At 75.3% G+C, this 19,748-nt stretch carries 20 protein-coding genes; 8 read left to right on the top strand and 12 right to left on the bottom strand.

Features of this window, described 5'->3' with window-relative positions:
• Positions 1-56 precede the first annotated feature (56 nt).
• A complete protein-coding gene (locus BXA05_RS02770; protein ID WP_076403756.1) occupies positions 57-2,150 on the top strand; it encodes an elongation factor G in 2,094 nt (697 codons plus the stop codon).
• A gap of 116 nt (positions 2,151-2,266) precedes the next feature.
• Here the strand turns inward: BXA05_RS02770 and BXA05_RS02765 are convergent, their stop codons facing one another.
• From BXA05_RS02765 to BXA05_RS02745, 5 genes are all read right to left on the bottom strand, one after another.
• Positions 2,267-3,139 carry a heme ABC transporter ATP-binding protein gene (locus BXA05_RS02765; RefSeq protein ID WP_076403754.1) on the bottom strand — a complete coding sequence of 291 codons (873 nt, stop codon included), beginning with the start codon at positions 3,137-3,139 and terminating at the stop codon, positions 2,267-2,269.
• Complete coding sequence (locus BXA05_RS02760; RefSeq protein ID WP_076404083.1) at positions 3,136-4,146, bottom strand: FecCD family ABC transporter permease; 1,011 nt, start codon at positions 4,144-4,146, stop codon at positions 3,136-3,138. The genes BXA05_RS02765 and BXA05_RS02760 overlap by 4 nt, the downstream gene beginning before the upstream one ends.
• 152 nt (positions 4,147-4,298) lie before the next feature.
• Positions 4,299-5,564, bottom strand: coding sequence for a heme/hemin ABC transporter substrate-binding protein (locus BXA05_RS02755; protein ID WP_211435810.1), 1,266 nt, complete (start codon positions 5,562-5,564; stop codon positions 4,299-4,301).
• Between the two features lie 229 nt (positions 5,565-5,793).
• Positions 5,794-6,462: a biliverdin-producing heme oxygenase gene (locus BXA05_RS02750; RefSeq protein WP_076403750.1), complete on the bottom strand. Its 669-nt coding sequence runs from the start codon at positions 6,460-6,462 to the stop codon at positions 5,794-5,796.
• A 141-nt stretch (positions 6,463-6,603) separates the two neighbouring features.
• On the bottom strand, positions 6,604-7,218 hold the full coding sequence (locus BXA05_RS02745; RefSeq protein WP_076403748.1) for a TetR/AcrR family transcriptional regulator: 615 nt from the start codon (positions 7,216-7,218) through the stop codon (positions 6,604-6,606).
• An 87-nt stretch (positions 7,219-7,305) separates the two neighbouring features.
• On the opposite strand from BXA05_RS02745, the gene BXA05_RS02740 reads away from it, so the two are divergent.
• The 5 genes from BXA05_RS02740 to BXA05_RS02720 all read left to right on the top strand — a co-directional run bounded on the left by BXA05_RS02740 (position 7,306) and on the right by BXA05_RS02720 (position 12,753).
• The gene (locus BXA05_RS02740) at positions 7,306-7,878 is read left to right on the top strand and encodes a DinB family protein (RefSeq protein ID WP_076403746.1); all 573 of its coding nucleotides are present in this window, start codon (positions 7,306-7,308) and stop codon (positions 7,876-7,878) included.
• Positions 7,879-7,960: 82 nt separating this feature from the next.
• Positions 7,961-9,064: a hypothetical protein gene (locus BXA05_RS02735; RefSeq protein ID WP_076403744.1), complete on the top strand. Its 1,104-nt coding sequence runs from the start codon at positions 7,961-7,963 to the stop codon at positions 9,062-9,064.
• Between the two features lie 645 nt (positions 9,065-9,709).
• Entirely contained in the window at positions 9,710-10,801 is a 1,092-nt protein-coding gene (locus BXA05_RS02730; protein WP_076403743.1) for a pirin family protein, read from the top strand.
• 23 nt (positions 10,802-10,824) lie between these two features.
• Positions 10,825-11,649 carry a DUF5926 family protein gene (locus tag BXA05_RS02725; RefSeq protein WP_043656736.1) on the top strand — a complete coding sequence of 275 codons (825 nt, stop codon included), beginning with the start codon at positions 10,825-10,827 and terminating at the stop codon, positions 11,647-11,649.
• Between the two features lie 345 nt (positions 11,650-11,994).
• Complete coding sequence (locus tag BXA05_RS02720; protein WP_051028312.1) at positions 11,995-12,753, top strand: glycosyltransferase family 2 protein; 759 nt, start codon at positions 11,995-11,997, stop codon at positions 12,751-12,753.
• A gap of 12 nt (positions 12,754-12,765) precedes the next feature.
• Here BXA05_RS02720 and BXA05_RS02715 read toward each other — a convergent pair whose 3' ends face one another.
• Genes BXA05_RS02715 through BXA05_RS02685 form a run of 7 tightly spaced genes read right to left on the bottom strand, consistent with a single transcriptional unit; the run spans position 12,766 to position 17,925 of the window.
• Positions 12,766-13,332 carry a GNAT family N-acetyltransferase gene (locus BXA05_RS02715; protein ID WP_076403741.1) on the bottom strand — a complete coding sequence of 189 codons (567 nt, stop codon included), beginning with the start codon at positions 13,330-13,332 and terminating at the stop codon, positions 12,766-12,768.
• Positions 13,329-13,670, bottom strand: coding sequence for a transcriptional regulator (locus BXA05_RS02710; protein WP_021482310.1), 342 nt, complete (start codon positions 13,668-13,670; stop codon positions 13,329-13,331). The genes BXA05_RS02715 and BXA05_RS02710 overlap by 4 nt, the downstream gene beginning before the upstream one ends.
• Positions 13,667-14,092, bottom strand: a complete 426-nt coding sequence (locus BXA05_RS02705) for a hypothetical protein (RefSeq protein ID WP_021482309.1) — start codon at positions 14,090-14,092, stop codon at positions 13,667-13,669. The genes BXA05_RS02710 and BXA05_RS02705 overlap by 4 nt, the downstream gene beginning before the upstream one ends.
• A gap of 18 nt (positions 14,093-14,110) precedes the next feature.
• Positions 14,111-15,553 carry a sugar porter family MFS transporter gene (locus BXA05_RS02700; protein ID WP_076403738.1) on the bottom strand — a complete coding sequence of 481 codons (1,443 nt, stop codon included), beginning with the start codon at positions 15,551-15,553 and terminating at the stop codon, positions 14,111-14,113.
• A gap of 40 nt (positions 15,554-15,593) precedes the next feature.
• On the bottom strand, positions 15,594-16,016 hold the full coding sequence (locus BXA05_RS02695; protein ID WP_076403736.1) for a sensory rhodopsin transducer: 423 nt from the start codon (positions 16,014-16,016) through the stop codon (positions 15,594-15,596).
• Positions 16,013-16,786 (bottom strand): SDR family NAD(P)-dependent oxidoreductase, encoded by a 774-nt coding sequence (locus BXA05_RS02690; protein ID WP_009864426.1) that lies wholly within the window; start codon positions 16,784-16,786, stop codon positions 16,013-16,015. The genes BXA05_RS02695 and BXA05_RS02690 overlap by 4 nt, the downstream gene beginning before the upstream one ends.
• Positions 16,783-17,925 (bottom strand): mandelate racemase/muconate lactonizing enzyme family protein, encoded by a 1,143-nt coding sequence (locus tag BXA05_RS02685; protein WP_061267215.1) that lies wholly within the window; start codon positions 17,923-17,925, stop codon positions 16,783-16,785. The genes BXA05_RS02690 and BXA05_RS02685 overlap by 4 nt, the downstream gene beginning before the upstream one ends.
• A 111-nt stretch (positions 17,926-18,036) precedes the next feature.
• Between BXA05_RS02685 and BXA05_RS02680 the strand changes: the two genes are divergently transcribed.
• The gene (locus tag BXA05_RS02680) at positions 18,037-18,678 is read left to right on the top strand and encodes a GntR family transcriptional regulator (RefSeq protein WP_021482493.1); all 642 of its coding nucleotides are present in this window, start codon (positions 18,037-18,039) and stop codon (positions 18,676-18,678) included.
• Between the two features lie 122 nt (positions 18,679-18,800).
• A complete protein-coding gene (gene bsh, locus BXA05_RS02675; RefSeq protein WP_076403734.1) occupies positions 18,801-19,748 on the top strand; it encodes a choloylglycine hydrolase in 948 nt (315 codons plus the stop codon).

Raw genomic sequence — 19,748 nt, 5'->3', positions numbered from 1 at the left:
TCACTAGCCTGGAACCCCGGCGGGACATGGCGCCCCGCCGCCGCCAGGAGGCAGCCATGGCCACGACGTCGACGTCCACCGGCCCGGCCACGACCCGCAACGTCGCCCTCGTCGGGCACAGCGGATCGGGCAAGACCACGCTCGCCGAGGCGTTCCTCCACCGTGCGGGCGCCGTCCCGCGACCGGGCTCCGTCGCGGAGGGCACGACCGTGTGCGACCACGAGCCCGAGGAGGTCGCGCGCGGCATCTCGGTGAGCCTCGGCGTCGCGCACCTCGACTGGCGCGCGCCCGACGGCACGACCTACCAGGTCACGCTGCTCGACGCCCCCGGCTCGCCCGACTTCGCGGGGTCCGTGGACGCGGCGCTCGCGGTGGCGGACCTCGCGGTCGTGGTGGTGAGCGCCGTCGACGGGGTGCAGTCGGGCACGGAGGAGGTCTGGCGACGGTGCGACGAGGCGGGGATCCCCCGCCTCGTCGTCGTCTCCCAGGAGGACCGCGCGCGGGCGAGCTTCCGCACCGTCCTCGCCGCGCTCCGGGCCGCGTTCGACGCGCCGTTCGCGCCGCTCGAGCTCCCGCTCGGGGAGGAGCAGACGCTGCACGGCGTCGCCGACGTCCTCACCGAGCGCGCCCGCGAGTACGGCGGCGGGCAGGGGGCCTGGCAGGGGCACGACGAGGAGGTCCCCGCCGACGTCCGCGACGAGGAGCACGCGCTGCACGACGACGTCGTCGAGGAGATCGTCACGCACGACGACGACCAGCTCGAGGCCTACCTCGGGGGCGACGAACTGGGCCCGGCCGACCTGGAGCGCACGCTCGCGCACGAGGTGCTGACGGGCGAGGCCGTGCCGGTGCTGCTCGCGTCCGCCGTCACCGGGGTCGGCGTGGACCGGGTCCTCGACCTCGTGTGCGAGCTCGGGCCGTCGCCCGCGGACCGCCCGGCCGTCGTCGCGCTGCCCGACGCCGCCGGGTCGGGCGAGGCCGTGACGTCCGAGGTCGTGGCCGACCCCGCGGGCGACGCGCTCGTCCACGTCTTCCGGACCGTCGTCGACCCGTTCGTCGGGCAGGTGTCCGTGTTCAAGGTGCTGTCCGGGACCGTCGCGACGGGCGACCGGCTCGTGAGCACCGCGACCGGCGCGGACGACCGCGTCCACGGGCTCTTCCGGCTGCGCGGCCGCGAGCACCTGGCCGTCGACCGGGTCGTCGCGGGCGACGTCGCCGCCGTCGCGAAGCTCTCCGCCGCCTCGACCGGCACGCTCCTCGCGGGCCGCCGGATGCCCGTCGCTGCGCGGGACCTGCCACCCCGGCCCCCGGTGTACACGCTCGCGCTACGGCCCGTGTCGCAGTCCGACGACGACAAGCTGTCCGCCGCGCTCACCCGGCTGCGCGCCGAGGACGCGACGCTGCACGTCGACCTCACGGGCTCCCAGGCGGTCCTCGGCGGTCTCGGGGACACGCACCTCGCCGTCGCCGTCGAACGGCTCGAACGGTCCTTCGGCGTCCGCGTCACGACCGAGCCCGTCGAGGTCGCCTACCGGGAGACGATCACGCGCGCCGTCGAGGTCGAGGGCCGCGTGAAGAAGCAGTCCGGCGGGCACGGGCAGTTCGCCGTCGTGCAGCTGCGCGTCTCCCCGCTCCCGCGCGGCGAGGGGTTCGCGTTCGTCAGCTCCGTCGTCGGCGGGTCGGTGCCGCGCCAGTACCTGCCCGCGGTCGAGCGCGGCGCCCGCGAGGCCATGGCGGGCGGCGGACCGCACGGCTATCCCGTCGTGGACCTGCGCGTCGAGGTCCTCGACGGCAAGGCGCACTCCGTCGACTCGTCCGACATGGCGTTTCGCACCGCGGGCGGCGTGGGGGTGCGCGAGGCGCTCGCCACGGCGGGGACGGTCGTGCTCGAGCCCGTCTCCGCGGTGACCGTGACCGTCCCGCCCGACGCGCAGGGCGACGTCATGGGCGACCTCTCCGCGCGGCGCGGCCACATCACCGCGACCGACTCCCTGCCCGACGGCCGCGTGCGCGTCGACGCGCTCGTGCCCGAGGCCGAGCTGACCCGCTACGTCCTCGACCTGCGCTCGATCACCGGCGGGCGAGGGTCGTTCACGGCCGCTCCCGACCGCTACGAGGTGCTCCCGGGCGGCGTCGGGGCGAGTCGCTAGGCCGGGCCCTCTCGACGGGCGGTGCTCCACGGTCTTCGACCCCGCGCAGAGAAGATCCCCCGGGTTGCGCATCGTGGAGAGGCGTGGGGGATGTCGTGCTCACGACCCTGTCGTCCTCAGCGGCGCGGCACGACGATCGGCGCACCGCCGCCGGGGTGGTCGACGACCTCGACGGGATAGTCGTAGACGCCGCTCAACAGCTCGGCGGTGAGGACGTCGCGCGGGCCGCCGTCGGCGACGACGCGCCCGCCCGCGAGGACGGTGACCTGGTCGGCGTACGCGGCCGCGAGCGAGAGGTCGTGCACGACGACGACCACCGCACCGCCGGCGGCGGCGTGCGCCCGGGCGAGCTGGAGCACGAGCTCCTGGTGCTTGAGGTCGAGCGCGGCGGTCGGCTCGTCGAGCATGAGGAGCGCGGTGCGCTGGGCGAGCACGCGCGCGAGCGCGACGCGGGCCTTCTCCCCGCCGGACAGCGACGTGAAGTGCCGGTCGGCGAGGTGCTCGACGTCGGTCGCGGCGAGCGCCTCGGCGACCGCGGCGGCGTCGTCGTCCTCGAACGGGGTGCCACGCCACGGCGAGCGGCCCATGCGCACGACGTCCACGGCGGTGAACGGGAAGCTCAGCGAGACCTGCTGGAGCATGACCGACCGGCGCAGGGCGAGCTCGGTCGGGGTCCACGCGGCGAGCGGGCGGCCGTCCACGGTGACGTCCCCGGCCTCGGGGCGCAGGTCGCCGGTGAGCACACCGAGCAGCGACGACTTCCCGGCCCCGTTCGGGCCGAGCAGCGCGCGCACCTCGCCCGCGCGCACGTCGACCGACACGTCCCGCAGGATCGGTGCCTCGCCCAGGGTGAGGGACACGCCGTGCGCCGCGGTGACCACGTCGCCGGGCGCGGCCGGCCGGGGGAGGCGGGGCCGCCGTCGGGCACCGGTGACGGCGGTGCGCAGCGCGCCGAGGAACGACGACCCCTCGTGGCGCAGGTCGCTCATGCCCAGCCTCCCTGGCGCGAGCGCGTGCGGCGCAGCAGGTAGAAGAAGAACGGCCCGCCGACGAGCGACGTGATCATGCCGAGCGGCAGCTCGACGTTCGCGACGGTGCTGCGCGCGAGGAGGTCGGCGGCGAGCAGCACGACGGCGCCGCCCAGCACGGACGCGGGGACGAGCGTGCGGTGGCTCGGCCCGCACACCATGCGCACGAGGTGCGGCACGACGAGCCCGACGAACGCGATGATCCCCGTGAACGCGACCCCGGCGGAGACGAGGAGCGCGACGAGGACGATGACGAGCTGGCGCAGCCGCTCGACGTCGACCCCGAGGTGCTGCGCGGCGCGCTCGCCGAGCGCGAGCAGGTCCATCTTGCGGCGCACGAGCATCGCGCCGGTGACGCCGACGACGGCGATCGGCAGGACGACCGCGACGGACTGCCACGTCGCGCCGCCGAGCGACCCGAGCTGCCAGAAGACGATCTGCTCGCGCGCGGCCGGGTCGGCGACGAACGTGAAGAACGCGAGCATCCCGCCCGCGAACGCGTTGACCGCGATGCCCGTGAGCACGAGCGTCACGACCTCGGTGCGACCGCCGGCGCGCGCGAGCGCGTAGACGACGAACGTCGTGACGAGCCCGCCGGCGAACGCCGCCGCGGCGACCCACGTGCCGGGCACGAGCGCGCCCGCGGTGACGATGACCGCGCACGCGCCCACGGCCGCGCCCGAGGACACCCCGATGACGCCGGGCTCGGCGAGCGGGTTGCCGAACACGCCCTGCATGAGGGCGCCCGAGCACGCGAGCGCCGCGCCGACGACGATCGCCAGGACGACGCGCGGGAACCGCACGACCCACAGCGCGTTCTCGCCCTGCGGGTGCGACGGCATGGGTCCCCAGTCGAGCCCGACGTGGTGCGCGAGCGAGCCGAGCACCTCCGCGGGCGACACGGGCACCTGGCCCGTCATGCCGGACACGACGGTGAGCACCGCGAGCGCCACGCCCAGCCCGACCATCAGCCACCGGGCGGCGTGGCGGCGCTGCTGCCCGACGGCGGGCCCCACCCGGGCGGGCCGACCACCGGGGCGCGGGGCGCCGTCGGGCGCGGCGACGCCCTCGGGACCGGGCGCGCCGTCGGGCGTGCCGAGGGGGCGGGTGGCGGGCGCGCTCACGACGCCGGGAGCTCCGGCGCGGGCACGCCGTAGAAGGCCTCGACGAGCGACGCGATCGTGGAGCCGGCGCGGGGGCCGAACGTGAGCAGGCGCGAGCCGTCCATGTCGACGACGCGGCGCGCCTCGCCCGCGGGCGTCTGCGCGAGGCCGGGGATCGCCATCATGGCGTCGAGGCCGCCCATCGACTCGAGCCCGTCGGTCATGACGAGGTAGGCGTCGGGCGCGGCGCTGATGATCGCCTCGCTCGTGACCGGCGCGTACTGCTGCGTGAGGCCGATGGCGGTCCCGGCGTCCTCGCCGCCGATCTCGCGGATCAGGTCGTCGGCTCCGGAGCCGGGCCCGAACAGCATCTTGATGTTCGCCCCGCGCAGGTAGAGGAACGCGACGCGGGGCGTCCCGGTGTCCTGCGGCACCGCGGCGAGGGCTGCGCAGATCTGCCGGTCCGTGCGCTCGACGAGGGCCTCGCCCTGCTCGGGCACGCCCAGCGCGGTCGCGACGGCGCGGATCCGGTCGTCGACCCCGTCGAGCGTGCGGGCCTCGTCGAAGTACACGACGGGGATGCCCGAGCTCTCGAGCTGGCCGCGCACGTCGTCGGTGAGGATCGTCGCGTCCGTGAGGATCACGGAGGGGTCCAGCCCGAGGATCGCCTCGACGTCGAGCGCGTGGCCGGCGCCCGTGACGACGGGGACGTCCGCGGCCTCGGGGAAGCCGGTCGGCAGGTCGCGGCCCACGACGTTCGCACCCAGCCCCAGGCTGTAGACGATCTCGCCGAGCGTCCCGTACAGGTCGACGGGGATGATGCGGCTCACGTCCGTGATCTCGACCTGGCGCCCGTCGACCGACCCGACCGTCACCGGGAGCTGCGGGGCGGGCGCCTCGGCGACCGGGTGGATCGCGTCGTCGGTGAACGTCGCGCTCGTGGGCCCGGTGGGGAACGACGCGGGGTCGACGTCGGAGCCGCCGCCCGCGGCCCGGGACTCCTCGAGCGTCGTGCAGGCGGCCTCGGTGCCCGGGGTCTCGGCCGGGGTCGCCTCGACGGGTGCGGCGTCCTGGCTCGCCGCGGCCGACGGCGTCGCGGGCGCCTCGTAGGGGAGCGGCGAGCACGCGGCGACCAGGCCCAGCAGGACGACGGCGCCCGCCCCGGCCAGCGCGGTCACGGTCCGGCGTGCGCGGCGGGGTGCGGCACCCGGCGTGCCGGCGGGCGACGTCGGGCGGCGCGGCGACGAGCCGGGGTGCGGCGCAGGGCGGGCAGCGTGAGGCATGGGGAGTTCTCCAGGAAGCGGTCCGAGGGCGCGGCCGCCACGGCCGCCGCCACCAGGTAAGACGAGCCTAACCTGACCCACGGACGTTTCTCGACCGTCGTTGAGGTAACTCACCTCACGAACGCCCCCCGGCGCGCGGCCGAGCATGGCGACGCGGCCCGTCGGCTGGGTGGGACGGGCCGCAGCCGCATGGTCGGCGGCGGCGGGGGTGGGTTGGGGGCGGGGCAGGTCAGGGGTGGGCGGCGCCGAGGTCGGCGAAGAGGTCGCTGTTGAGGCGGAAGGCGTGCTTGGCCTCGGCGACGGTCTCGTCGAGCTGCTCGGGGGTGAGGACCAGGGCGTCGAGGCGCTCGCGGTAGACGTCCTTGAACGGCTTGGACTTGGGGATCTCGACGAACGTGTAGAAGGCGAGGCCGTCGCCCGAGAGCCCGTAGTGCCGCTCGAGCATGCGCTTGATGATCTGCCCGCCCGAGAGGTCCCCGAGGTAGCGCGTGTACGCGTGCGCGGCGTACGCGGGCAGCGACCCGCCGACCGTGCGCAGGCGCGCGACGTAGCGCTCGGTCGCGGGATGGATCGTCACGCGCTCGGCCCAGTCGGCGCCCACGAGGAACGTGAGGTCCTTCTCGATCTCGGGGGTGCGCGTCAGCTCGCCGAACACGAGGCTCGCGCCCTGGGCGTCGTCGCGCATGGCGGCGCTCGCGTCCTCGAGCGCGCCGTAGACGGCCCACTGCTGGGCGGCGAGGTCGGCGTACGCGGCGACGTCGAGGCGCCCGGACATGAGCCGCTCGACGAACCCGGAGCCCTCGGCCTGCTCGTGCTCGGGGCGCGTGCCCTCGCGCAGCCGCTGCGACAGCGGGACGGACTCGTCGGCGCGGTGGAGGTCGTGGGTGAGGGCAGTCACGGGGTGGCTCCTGCGGGTGCGTCGGGGCGGGACAGCACGTCCTGACGCCGTGTCATGACGATGCGTCAGGAACTGTAACCCACGGAGGTGAGGCTTGCCTATCCTCTGTCCGTCATCCGGCCCCGCCGAGCGGGCAGGGCGTCAGCCCGCGAGCGCGGGCGAGGTCGCGTCGGCCCCCACGGCGCGCAGCACGAACGCCTCCGTCGCCTCGATCGCCTGCTCGCGCGCGGCCGGGTCGTCGGGCACGAGCCGCCCGGACAGGCACGCGTTGACGAGCTGGACGGTCGTGTCGATGTCCTGCGCGGGGAACTCGCCCGCCTCGATCCCCGACCGGACGATGCGGCGCAGGATCGCCTCGACGAGCTCGGCGTGCTCGCGCAGCCGCTGGCGCGTCGTGCGCGAGAGCACGGTGCGCAGGTCCGGCCCCGGGGCGAGGTGGAAGATGCGCTTGAGCTGCGCCTGCTGGCGGATGTACGTGCGCAGCTGCTCCACCGGGTCGTCCACGTGCTCCAGCGCGCGCTCCAGCGTCCCGACGTACTGCTCCGTCTCGTGGGTGATGAACCCGAGGAGCAGGGCCTCCTTGTCGGGGAAGTGGTTGTACACCGCGGTGCGGCCGACCCCGGCGGCGGCGGCGATGTCTGCGAGCGAGATGGCGTCGAAGCCCCGGTCCATCATGAGGGTCGAGAGCGCCGCGAAGAGCTTCTGCCGGGTCTGGGCGCGGTGCTCGTGGAGGGACCCTCCGATGATCTTGGGCATGCTGACATCATAGGCAGTCCGTGTCAGAACGCTAATCCCGGGCGACCGGCCCGCGGAGGGCGCCGCGCCGTCTGGCACACTGCCGCCATGGACACGACCGCGTCGCCCGAGGGCGTCCCCGCCGCCCCGGACCCGGAGTTCCCGCCCGTCCCCGCGGACACCAAGGACTGGACGTGGGTCATGGAGCGGCCGTGCCCCGCGTGCGGGTTCGTCGCAGGCGAGGTCACGCCCGACCGCGTGGGCGCCGCCGTGCGCGACGCCGTCCCGCGCTACGTCGCGGCCCTGGGTCGGCCCGACGCGCGGACCCGCCCCGACCCGACGACCTGGTCGGTGCTCGAGTACGCCGCGCACGTCCGCGACGTCTTCTCCGTGTTCGACGTGCGCGTGCAGTCCATGGTCGAGGGCGACGACCCGCAGTTCGCCAACTGGGACCAGGACGCGACGGCGGTCGCGGAGGACTACGCGCACCAGGACCCGGCCGTCGTCGCGCGCGAGCTCCGGATCGCGGGCGACCGCGTCGCGGGCCGCTTCGACGCGCTCGCCCCCGACCAGTGGGAGCGCCCCGGCCGGCGCTCGAACGGCTCGGTCTTCACCGTCCGGACGCTGGGGCAGTACTTCGTGCACGACGTCGTCCACCACCTGCACGACGTCGTCGCCTGACGCCCCGGGGTCCCGGTGAGCGGACCCACGCTCGTGACACCGCCGTAACACCGTCGCCTCCGGGGCGCTCTACGTTCCGGTCATGGACGCCCCCGTCGCCGGCCTGGTGCCGGACGCGCACGCCGGTGCGCACCTGCTCGCGACGCCCCGCTCGCGCGGCGCGGCCCGCACGCCCGTGGACGCGCTCGCGCGCGCCTGGTTCGCCGGTGCGGCCTGGACGACCCCGCCGGGCGGCGGGGGAGCGGCGCGCCCCATGGCCGGCGCGCGGTTCCGTGGCGTGGTGCCCGACGGCGTCGTCGCACCGGGCGAGCTGCGCCTCGCCGAGGGGGCGCGCGTCGTCGGGCCCTTCGCGCTCACGCCGCCGCAGACCCAGGCGCTCGGCCTCGCGGGCGGGGGCGCCGAGGCGTTCGCGCTGCACGTCGACCACCCCGACGCGCGGCTCGCGCCCGTCGCGCGGACCGGCGCCTGGACCGACACGTCGACCGGCACGTCGACCGGCACGTCGACCGGCACGTCGACCGGCACGTCGACCGGCACGTCGACCGGCTCCCTGACCGACGACCGCGACGGGCTGGTGCGCGCGTTCCCGGCAGGCCTGCCGCAGGGGCTCGAGCTCCGCGTGCTGGGCTGGGCCGTCGCCGCGGCCCGGCGCGTCGGCGGCGCGGTCGTCGCGGACGGCCGGACCGTGCTCACGCCCGACCCGGCGTCGGGCGTCGACCTCACGCTCTACAGCGCCCACGTGCTCGGGCCCGACGACGCGCTCGGCGTCCTGCGCACGACGGTCCCCGGCGCGGGGGTCGTCGCGGTGCGGCCCGGCGCGGACGGCCTCGCGGAGTACGTGCTGTCGGGCGAGACCCCGTACGACGGCGCGGTGCGGCTCGAGGCCCGACGCGTCGCGCGGGTCCCGCTCGCGCTCGACGGCCTCGACTGGCGCGAGCACGGGCCGCACGCCTACCGCCTCACGTGGGTGCCGACCGAGCCGGACGAGCTCGCGGTCGAGCGACCTTCGGGGCTGCACGTCATCGCGCGCTCGCGCGCCCGGGTGCTGCTCGCCCGGCTCGCGGCGATGCTCCAGGGCCGGCTCGCGGGGACGCTCGTCGACGACGGCGGGTTCGTCGTGCGCGACCTCGACCTCGACGAGCGGCTCTCCCCGGCGGCGGCACCCACGGCGCGGTTCTGGGTCTGAGCGCGTGCGCACGGGCCGCGCCGCGGGGTCGGACGGGCCCGGTCCGCGCCGAGGTCTGTCCACAGAATTCATCCACAGGCCTGTGGGCGGCGTGGAAACGGCGCGGGACGTCCTGTGGACGAACCTGTGGTCATCCGGGCGGCCCAAATGACAACGGTGGGAACTCTTGCAGACCCCCGGACCGAGGACTACAAACGTCCGTAACGGCCCGGACGGGCGCACACGGACGACGGGGTTTCCGGCACGCAGCACGCAGGGGTCTGACGGCCCCGCCAGGACCGCACGACGTCTCGCCGCGCACGCGAGGGCACGGCCGACCGGAGAACGGTGGACGACCCGCCACCCCCTGCTGCGGGGCTGCGCGCGACGGCGCAGGTTCCTACCGGACCCGGAAGGCCGACCGCGATCGGCGTCACCGCACCAGCCCGGGCACCCGGGCCGACGCGAGGGCGCCGGGCCGCCACGTCGCGAGCGGCGCCCCGACGGGCCACCCGGCCCGACCGCCCCGGGGTCGCGCGGACACGGCGAGGCCCCTCGGAATCCTGCTCCGAGGGGCCTCGTCCCCATTCTCCCGCGGGCGCGGCCCGACGCGAAGACCGTCCACAGGCGCAGGACGGCGCCGCCCCGCGCGCCTACGCTCGTGCCATGAGCAACCTCGAGACCCGGCCCGAGGAGCGCGTCTGCTCGGCGGGCGCGCCCCACGACGACGGCGCCCGCGCCGCGGTCGAGATCCTCGAGCACCGGGACGTCCCGCTCGGGGGCACCCGGGCGATGCGGGTGCGGCGCACGATCCCGCAGCGCGCGCGGTCGCTCGTCGGCGCGTGGTGCTTCCTCGACCACTACGGGCCCGACCCGCTGCCCGCGATCGGCGACGGCACCGACGGCATGCAGGTGCCGCCGCACCCCCACACCGGGCTCCAGACGGTCACGTGGCTCTTCGCCGGGGAGATCCTGCACCGCGACGCCGTCGGGTCGCTCCAGACGGTGCGGCCCGGCGAGCTCAACCTCATGACCGCGGGCCGCGGCATCTCCCACTCGGAGGAGTCGCCGCGCGGCGAACGGCCCCCGGTCCTGCACGGCGTCCAGCTCTGGGTCGCGCTCCCGGGCGACCGTCTCGCGGACCCGCCTGCGTTCGAGCACCACGCCGACCTCCCCGTCGCCACGGTCGACGGCGCGCGCGTGCAGGTCTTCCTCGGCGCGCTCCGCGTGGGCGGCGCCGCCCTGCGCTCGCCCGCCACGACGTACACGCCGATCGTCGGGGCGCAGCTCGACCTCGCGCCCGGCGCGCGCGTCACGCTCGACGTGGACCCGACGTTCGAGCACGGCCTCCTCGTCGACGAGGGCGCCGTGCGGCTGGAGGGCTCGCCCGTGCCGCCGTCGTCGCTGGGGTACGTCGAGCCCGGCCGCACGACGCTCGTCGTCGAGGCAGGGCCGGACGCCCCGGCGCGGGTGGTGCTCGTGGGGGGCGAGCCGTTCGGCGAGGACATCGTCATGTGGTGGAACTTCGTGGGCCGCTCGCACGACGACGTCGCGCGCGCCCGCGCGGACTGGCAGGCCCAGCTCGTCGTCACGGGGGACCAGGGTCCGAACCGCGGCGGCACCCGGTACGCCGACGGCGCGCGCGAGCGCCGCTACGGTGAGGTCGTCGGGTACGACGGCGGACCCCTGCCCGCGCCCGCGCTGCCCGACGTCCGCCTGCGCCCGCGCACCCGGCCCGCCACGCCGCCGCGCCGGTAGGCCGCGCCAGTAGACTGCCGCGCATGGCCAAGAACACCACGCCCGACTTCGTGCTGCGCCCGTTCGAGGGGCTCCCCGGCGAGACCGACTGGGTCGCGATGCGCGAGGTCGTCCCCTCGGCCACCGCGACCGCGCGCACGACCGCCGAGCACGGGGCGCGCGACGTCCTCGTCGTGACGGTCCTGCCCGCCGGCTGGGCCGCGCTGCACCGTCAGGACGGCACGATCCTCCTCGCCGTCCAGACCCTCGCCGGCTCGGGCGACACGAGCCGCGACCTCGCCGCCGCGCTCCTCGAGGCGATCGACGCCGAGCCCGGCACGTCCATCGAGACGAGCGCCCTGCCCGACGCCGGCCCGCGCCTGCAGGACGTGCTCGACCTCTCCGTCCCGTTCGACGTCACCGTGCACGAGGACTTCGCGTTCTGGCTCGACCCGTCGGCGGAGATCACGCCCGACCTGCGGGCCTCGCTCGACCAGGCGGCCGAGTCGATGGTGCCCACCGTCAAGCTCGACGCCGTCGAGTCGGCGTACTGGTGCCGCATGTCGCGCGAGTTCTTGCGCTGGGCCCGCCCCGAGCCGGAGGACGCCCTCATCGACGCGATCTCGCGCCTGCACGCGAAGCGCGAGTCCGGCCTCGCGGGCGGCAAGTTCGTCGGTGCCTTCCGGTCGAGCGGCCTGCTCGTCCCCGTCTGGGAGCTGCCCCGCGGCACGGAGGCGGACGAGCTCGAGGGCCCGGTCGCGGAGCTCGACGCGCGGCTCACCGAGGCGCTCGCGGTCACGGAGCCGCTCGACGCGAACGAGCGCCGTGCGCGCGCAGGCATCGTGTCCCGGCAGGTCACGCTCCGCTGACCCGGAGCAGGCTGATCCGCAGCCCCCGCGCGTGAGCGCACGACGCGGGAGCGCGACCACGCCGAGAGCCCGCCGACGCCCCTGTCGGCGGGCTCTCGCGTCGAGTAGGATCCGGGAGACCTGGGAACGCAGCCCGGTCGTCCTGCGGAGATCCCGAGCGGATCCGCTGGTGGAACGACGACACATCTGCGGCCAACTCTTTGCACTACTAGGCTGGACGGCGTGAACGCGGACCATCGGTCGACCGATACGGGGAAGAACACGGGGAGTACCCCCACGAGCACGGCGAGCACGCCGCCGACGTACCTGTCGGCGTCCGGCACGCGGGCGCGCACGCCGCGCCCCGTGACCGGCGACGGCCGCACGGGTCGCGCCGTCCGCCAGCGCGTCGCGGTGATCATCCCCGCGAAGGACGAGTCCCGCCGCATCGCCGCCACCGTGCGCGCCGCGAAGGCCATCCCGCACGTCGACCTCGTGCTCGTCGTCGACGACGGCAGCGAGGACGACACCCAGCACGTCGCGCGCGAGGCGGGCGCCGTCGTCGTGCGGCACTCCCACAACCGCGGGAAGGCCGCGGCCATGGAGACGGGCGCCGCCGTCGTCGCGATGCGCGACGCGGCCGACCGCCCGCCGCGCCTCCTGCTCTTCATCGACGGCGACCTCGGAGAGACCGCGGTGAACACCGCGCCGCTCGTCGCGCCCGTGCTCGACGGGTACGCCGACGTCGCCATCGCGCTGCTCCCGCCGCAGCCGGGCGCGGGCGGCCGGGGGATCGTCGTGGGGGCCGCGCGCCGCGCGATCCAGTCCCTCACGGGGTGGACCCCGACGCAGCCCCTCTCCGGGATGCGGTGCCTCACGCGCGAGGCGTTCGAGGCCGCGACGCCGCTCGCGCGCGGCTGGGGCGTCGAGACGGGCATGACGATCGACCTGCTCCGCAAGGGGTACGTGGCGGTCGAGGTGCCGTGCGACCTGCGCCACCGCGCGTCGTCGAACGACCTCAAGGGTCAGCTCCACCGCGCCGCCCAGTACCGCGACGTGCTGCTCGCGGTGAACGCGCGCAAGATGCGCTCCGCCGTCGACCGCGTGCGCGCGGGCGACCACTGACCGAGGCGGCGCTCAGGGCGTCGGCGTGCGGACCATGCCGTGCACGACGGGGCCGTCGTGCACCTGCGTGGTCGCGGTGCGCACGAAGCCCAGCCGCTCGTAGAAGGTGACGTTGCGCGCGTCGGAGGTCTCGAGCGCGACGGGCGCGTCCCCGAGGGCGGGGTCGCGCAGGGCGGCCCGGCACACCGCGCTGCCGCGCCCGGTGCCCTGGAGCGACGGCAGGACCCCCACCGTCGCGAGCGTCCAGGCGTCCGGCGGGGGCGGCGGCAGCTCGGCAGCGGCCACGGCCTGCAGGCGCGGGCCGTGCAGCGCGGCGACGCGCTCCTGGACGTCCCCGGGGGGAGCGGGGGCGTCGGGCGGCATGAGCGCGACGACGGCGTCCGCCGGGTCGTGGACGACCACGATCCCGTGCGCGAGGGCGTGCTCGAGGTAGATCTCCTGGAGCGCGGCGAGGCGCTCGGGGTAGTCGTCCTCCGGGACGGCCCAGCGGGTCCAGGGGTAGTCGTGGAACGCGGCGGCGAGGGTGCGGGCCGCGGCGGGGACGTCGGCGGCGGTGGCTCGACGGAACGTCGGCGTCATGGTGCGGTGCCTCTCGGGGTCGGGTCGGGCTGGGGCTCGATCGCGCCGGTGCGGGCGATCTGCTCGAGCGTGCGCACGTGCTGCCGGAACGCGTCGAGCCCTCGGTCGCTGATGCGGACCCAGGTGCGCGTCCGACGTCCGGCGGCCTCCTTGCGGATCTCGACGAGGCCCGCGTCGGAGAGCGCGGTGAGGGCCTGGGAGAGGGACGAGTCGCTCAGCTCGACCAGGTCGGCCAGGAAGCGGAAGTCCGCGCTCTCGACGTTCGCCAGGGCGGCGAGGATCGAGAAGCGCACGGGCGAGTGGATGAGCGCGTCCAGGCCCTTGCGCGGGTGGCTCACCGGCGTGCGCTCGCGAACGCGCACGCCGCGAACGGGGACGCGGCGACGACGCCGGCGACGACCCACCAGGCGGGCGACGTCGCGCCGACGAGCTGGAGCGCCGGGTCGAGCATCACGAAGTACAGCACCGCCCAGGTGATGAGGGCGATGCCCATGTCGCGCACCCAGTGCCGGGGCGCCGTCCGGTGGTGCCGCGCGACGGCGGACCACAGCAGCGCGAGGACGACCACGAGCACCGTGGTGGCGGGCCACCACGGTGCGTCGAGGGCGTCGATCGCGATCGTGTACGCGAGGGCGGCGACGGCGTGCCCGACGCTGAGCCAGGGGTACCAGCGGGTCGCGCGGTGGGCCTGGGCGGCGACCTCCTCCGCCTGGCCGAGCTGACGACGGGCCTGCTCCGGGGTAATGGAGTTCTGGATCATGCAATCACTTTAACACTCCTAAAGTGATTGCTGCCCACCCGACGCGGTGTCCTCCCGCATCTCCTCGAGCGGGCGGTTCGCCGTCTCGGGCAGCGCGCGGAGCACGAGCACGAACGACGCTGCCGCGAACACCGCGTAGAGGGCGTAGCTGCCGGGGAGCGACAGGTCCCGGAGCGAGGGGAACGTGAGGTTGACGGCGATGCCCGCCGCCCAGTTCGCGGCGGCGGCGAGCGACGCGGCGCGGGCGCGCAGCAGGTTGGGGAACATCTCCCCGACGAGGATCCACACCACCGGACCCCACGAGACGGCGAAGGCCACGACGAAGACGTTCGCCGCGACCAGGGTCACGACGCCCCACGCGTCGACGAACGCGACGCCGTCCGCGGTCTGCTGCGCCTGGGCGAACCCGGTCGCCATGACGGCCAGGGCGACCGTCATGCCCACCGACCCCACGAGCAGCAGGCGACGCCGACCCACGCGGTCGACGAGGAAGATCGCGACGACGGTCGCCGCGACGTTGACGAGCGACGTGAGGGCCGAGAGCCAGAAGGCCTGCTGCTCGCCGAAGCCCACCTGTGCCCAGAGCGACGTCGAGTAGTAGAAGATGACGTCGATCCCGACCAGCGCCTGGAGCGCGGCGAGCGCGATCCCCAGCCAGACGATGGGCTTGAGGCGGCCCGGGCCGGAGAACAGGTGGGACCACGCCGGCCGCGCCTCGTGGAGCGTCCCCTCGATGGTCGCGACGCCCAGCAGCGCGTCGCCCTCCGGGACGCGGTGGAGGCGGCGCAGCGTGCGGGCGGCGCCGTCCCGGTCGCCGCGCATCACGAGGTACCGCGGCGACTCGGGCAGCAGGACCGCCGCGACCACGTACGCCACCGACGGGACGACCGCGACGAGGAACATCCACCGCCAGGCGGGCAGGCCGAGGGCCAGCTCCGCCTCGGCCCCGCCCGCCGCGCGGACGAGGAACGCGTTCGAGACGAGCGCGGCGAAGATGCCCAGGACGATCGACATCTGCTGCGCCGTCGCGAGCCGCCCGCGCAGCCGGGCGGGGGCGATCTCGGCGATGTAGAGCGGGGCGACGACGGACGCCATCCCCACCCCGACGCCCCCCAGGAAGCGCCACAGCGCGAGGGTCGGGCCGTCGTGCGCGACGGCGCACAGCACCGACGTGGTGACGAACAGGGTCCCGGCGACCATCATGAGGCGCCGTCGCCCGAAGCGGTCCGCGATCGTGCCCGCGGAGAAGGCGCCCACGGCCGCGCCGAGCAGCGCGCTCGCGACGATCACCCCGACGAGCGCGCTCCCGACGCCGAGCTCGGCCTTGAGGGCGTCGACGGCGCCGTTGACCACGGCCGTGTCGAAGCCGAACATGAACCCGCCCAGCGCCGCCCCGACGGTCGACGCGACGACGAGCGGGGTGAGGGCGCCGTGGCCGAGCCGGCCCGTCGCGGCGTTCACGGCGTGCCCCGGCGGGAGGTCGTCGGGGTGGAGGTCTGCGTCATCGGAGGTCCTCTCGAAGGGTGTCGACCGGGTGGGCGATCGTGCTGAACAGGGCGTTGGCGGCCTGCCGCGAGTCGAGCCGCGTGTGCTGGACGACGACGGGCGCCGACGCGACGACGACGGCCGAGTAGTCGGTGCCGCGGGGCACGGGCTCGGGGTCGTCGAGGTCGTTGAGCGTCACGTGGCGCACCCGCTCGGCGGGCACCACCACGACGTAGGGGCCGGCCGGCGGGCGGTCAGCGAAGTAGAGCCGGATCTCGACGCGCGCGTCGTCGGGGCCGGCGTTGAGCAGGCACAGGCTCTCGTGGCTCGCGAGGGTCGGGTCGTCGCCCGTGCCGTACGGCGGGATCCAGCCGTCGCCGATCGCCCAGCACGTCGCCCCGACCCGGGGGCGACGTGCCGGGGCGTCCGGCGCGCTCATACGCTGATCGACGACTTAGCGAGGACGCCGCCGTCGCACCCGACGAGCGACCCGGTCGTGTACGACGAGCGGTCCGACAGCAGCCAGAGCACGGGCTCGGCGATCTCCTCGGGCCGCGCGAGCCGACCCAGCGGGACCTCGTGCTCGATCTGCGCGCGCGTCGCGGCGATCTCGTCGGCGGGCACGTTGGCCCACATGAGGGGGGTCTCCGTCGGGCCGGGGACGATCGCGTTCACCCGGACCCCGTGGCGCGCGTAGTCGACCGCGAGGGTGCGGACCATGGACGACACCGCGCCCTTCGAGGCGCCGTACGCCGTCGCGCCCCCGGCCGCGAAGCCGACCGTCGCGGCGGGCGAGCCGCACAGCACGACGCTCCCGCCGTCGCCGTCGATCATCGCGCGCAGCACCTCGCGCACGACGAGGAACGTGCCCGTCACGTTGACGTCGAGCACGCGGCGCCACGTGGCCGGGTCGAGCTCGTGCGCCGCCCCGCCCACGTCGATCCCGGCGCCCGCGAAGAGGCCGCGCAGCGGCGGTCCGGATTCCGCGGCCGTGCCGACCGCCGCCGCGACGGCGGCGGCGTCGGTCACGTCGAGCACGTGCGCGCGCCCGTCCCCGCCCGCCTGCCGGGCGAGGTCCACGGTGGCCGCGGCGCCGTCGGGGTCGAGGTCGAGCACGTGCACGAACCAGCCGTCGCGCGCCGCGCCCACGGCGACCGCGCGGCCGATCCCCGACGCCGCGCCCGTCACGACGAGCGACCGCGGGCTCACGACGCGCTCCCGAGCAGCGCGTCGACGTCGCAGTAGCGCGCGAGGCGGTCGCGGTCGAGCGTGATGCCGAGGCCCGGGCCGTCCGGGATCGGGAGCATCCCGTCCGCGTCGAGCGTCCAGCGGTCGGTCGTCAGGTCGTCGATGTAGGGCGAGCCGGTGACGTACTCGACGAGGTCCGTGTCCGGCAGGGCGGAGGCGAGCTGGAGGTCGGTGGCGAGCCCGACGGCGGTGTTCCACCCGTGCGGCACGAGCTTGACGCCGTGGTCGTGCGCGGACCACGCGATGCGCCGCAGCTCGCTCGTCCCCCCGACCTTCGTGACGTCGGGCTGCACGATGTCGAGGGCGCCGCCCTCGATCCACGGCTGGAACGCCTGCCGACGCGTGAGCACCTCGCCGCCCGAGATCGGCACGGGCGAGCGCCGGCGCAGGTGCGTGTAGTCCTCGATCGCGTCCGGCGGGAGCGGCTCCTCGAACCACGCGACGCCGTACGCGTCGAGCATGCGCGCGGTGCGCAGGGCCCACTTGTAGCCCTGGCTCCACGCGCTGTCGCTGCCACCGGCGTCGACCATGAGCATCGCGTCGGGGCCGACGGCGTCGCGCGCCGCGGCGACGATGCGCTCGTCGAGCCGCTCGTCGACCCGGCCGAAGGGACCCCAGCCGATCTTGAACGCGGTCCACCCCTCGGCGCGCAGCGCGGTGAGGTGGTCGCGCAGCGCGTCGGGCTGGTCCATGAGCAGGGACGCGTACGGGCGCACCCGGTCGCGGTACCGCCCGCCGAGCAGGCGCCCGACGGGCTGGCCCGTCGCCTGGCCGAGGAGGTCCCACAGCGCGGTGTCGACGCCGCTGATCGCGTGCGTGATCGACCCGCCGCGGCCCATCCAGAACGTCGTGCGGTGCAGCCGCTCGCTCGTGCGCTCCGGCTCCAGCGCGTTCGCCCCCAGGAGCAGGGGCCGCAGGACGTCGAGCGCGCCGCGCACGAGGTCCTCGGTGGTGAACACGCTGCCGACGCCGACGAGACCCTCGTCGGTGTGGACGGCGACGAGGGTGTGCACGACGTCGTCCTGCCGCAACTCCTCCTGCCAGCCGCCCTCGGGGGTGGCGCCGCGCAGCCCGGCGGCGGTGATGGCGGTGATCCTCATGGGTGTCCTCTCGTCGGTGCCGTGGACCGCGACTCTAGGTCGCTGGATGGTAGATGGTCAACCATCGGCCACCCACTAGGGTGGAGCCCTCCCGAGTGAGAGGTCGCCGTCGTGCCCGTCCTGCCCGCATCGCCGCCCGAGTCCCGGCGCGACTGGGTCCTGCGTCACCTGCGCGAACGCATCGCCTCCGGCGACCTGGCCGCCGGGGACCGCCTCGTCGAGCGCGACCTCTCCGCCGCCTACGGCATCAGCCGCGGCCCGGTGCGCGAGGCGATCATGGTGCTCGAGCAGGAAGGGCTCGTCGTCTCCCACCCGTACCGCGGCGCCGTCGTGGTGGACATCTCCCAGGAGGAGATCGCCGAGATCCTCGTCCCGGTGCGGACCGTCATCGAGAAGGTCGCGTTCCGCTCGGCGGCGCGTGCGCAGGACCCCGCGCTCCTGGACGCGCTCGACCGCACGGTGGCGGCGATGGAGCGCGCGGCGGACCCGCTTGACGCCCGTCGCCTCGCCGACCTCGACCTCGAGTTCCACGAGGCGGTGATCGCCGCCGCGAGCCACACGCAGTCGCTGCAGATCTGGCGGCTCATCCAGCCGCGCGTCCGCGCGTACTTCGTCCGCGACGCGCCGCACCACGAGGACCCGCACGCCGTCGTCGAGCAGCACCGGGACCTGCTCGCGGCGCTGCGGTCGGCCGACCCGGACCGCGCGGAGCGCGCGGTCGAGGAGCACATCGCCGTCTACCTGCAGCCCTGAGGCGCGCCCCTGCCGGTGGCCCCATCCGGAGCCCGGACGCACCATGGGAGGACGGGGCACGACGTCGTGACCCGGCGGCGCGCGGTCCCGCGTGCCGTGCCGACGACGACGGGGGCAGCGCGATGTGCACAGGGATCAGGTTCTCGGACGACCAGGGCAGCGTGTACCTGGCACGCAACCTCGACTGGACGAGCGGCTACGGGCAGCAGGTCGTGGTGACGCCCACGGGCTACGCGCCGCGCTCGCCGTTCGGCGCCGTGCGCTCGATCGAGCACGCGGTCATCGGCATGGGCATCGTGGAGGAGGACACCCCGCTCTACTTCGACTGCGGCAACGACGCGGGCCTGGCCGTCGCGGGGCTCAACTTCCCGGGCTACGCGGCCTACGCGCCCGGGCCGGTCGACGGCGCGGTCAACGTCGCCGCGTTCGAGCTCCCGCTGTGGGTGTGCGCGCAGTTCGCGAGCGTGGACGAGGTCGAGGCGGCCCTCGCGGACGTGGTGGTCGTCGACCGTCCCATCAACGAGAAGTACCCCAGCTCGTTGCTGCACTGGATCGTCGCCGACGCGCAGCGGGCGATCGTGCTCGAGCACACGGCGGACGGCCTGCACGTGTTCCAGGACGACGTCGACGTGCTCACGAACCAGCCCGGGTTCGACTGGCACCACGAGAACCTGCGCAACTACCTCAACGTCTCGCCGGACTTCCCCGAGGACACGGTCGTGGGCCGGGCCCACCTCGCCCCGTTCGGCTCGGGCTCGCACATGCGCGGCGTCCCCGGCGACTACTACTCGCCGTCCCGGTTCGTCCGGGCCGCGTACGTCAACTCCCACTACCCGACGAAGGGCACCGAGGAGGAGAACGTCAGCCGCGCCTTCCACACGCTGCAGCAGGTCGCGATGGTCGACGGCTGCGCCGCGATGGGGTCGGGCGAGTTCGAGATCACGGTGTACACCGGGCTCTTCTCGTCCCGCACCTCGACGTACTACTGGAACACCTACGAGGACCCGGCGATCCGGAGCGTCGCCCTCGGTGACCACGCCACGGGCGGCACGGAGCTCGTGCTCGTCTAG

The sequence above is a fragment of the Cellulosimicrobium funkei genome, assembly GCF_900155925.1.
GTDB classification, from domain to species: domain Bacteria; phylum Actinomycetota; class Actinomycetes; order Actinomycetales; family Cellulomonadaceae; genus Cellulosimicrobium; species Cellulosimicrobium funkei.
The sequence above is the reverse complement of the archived record's forward strand: the minus strand, read 5'-3'. Positions and strand labels throughout refer to the sequence as shown.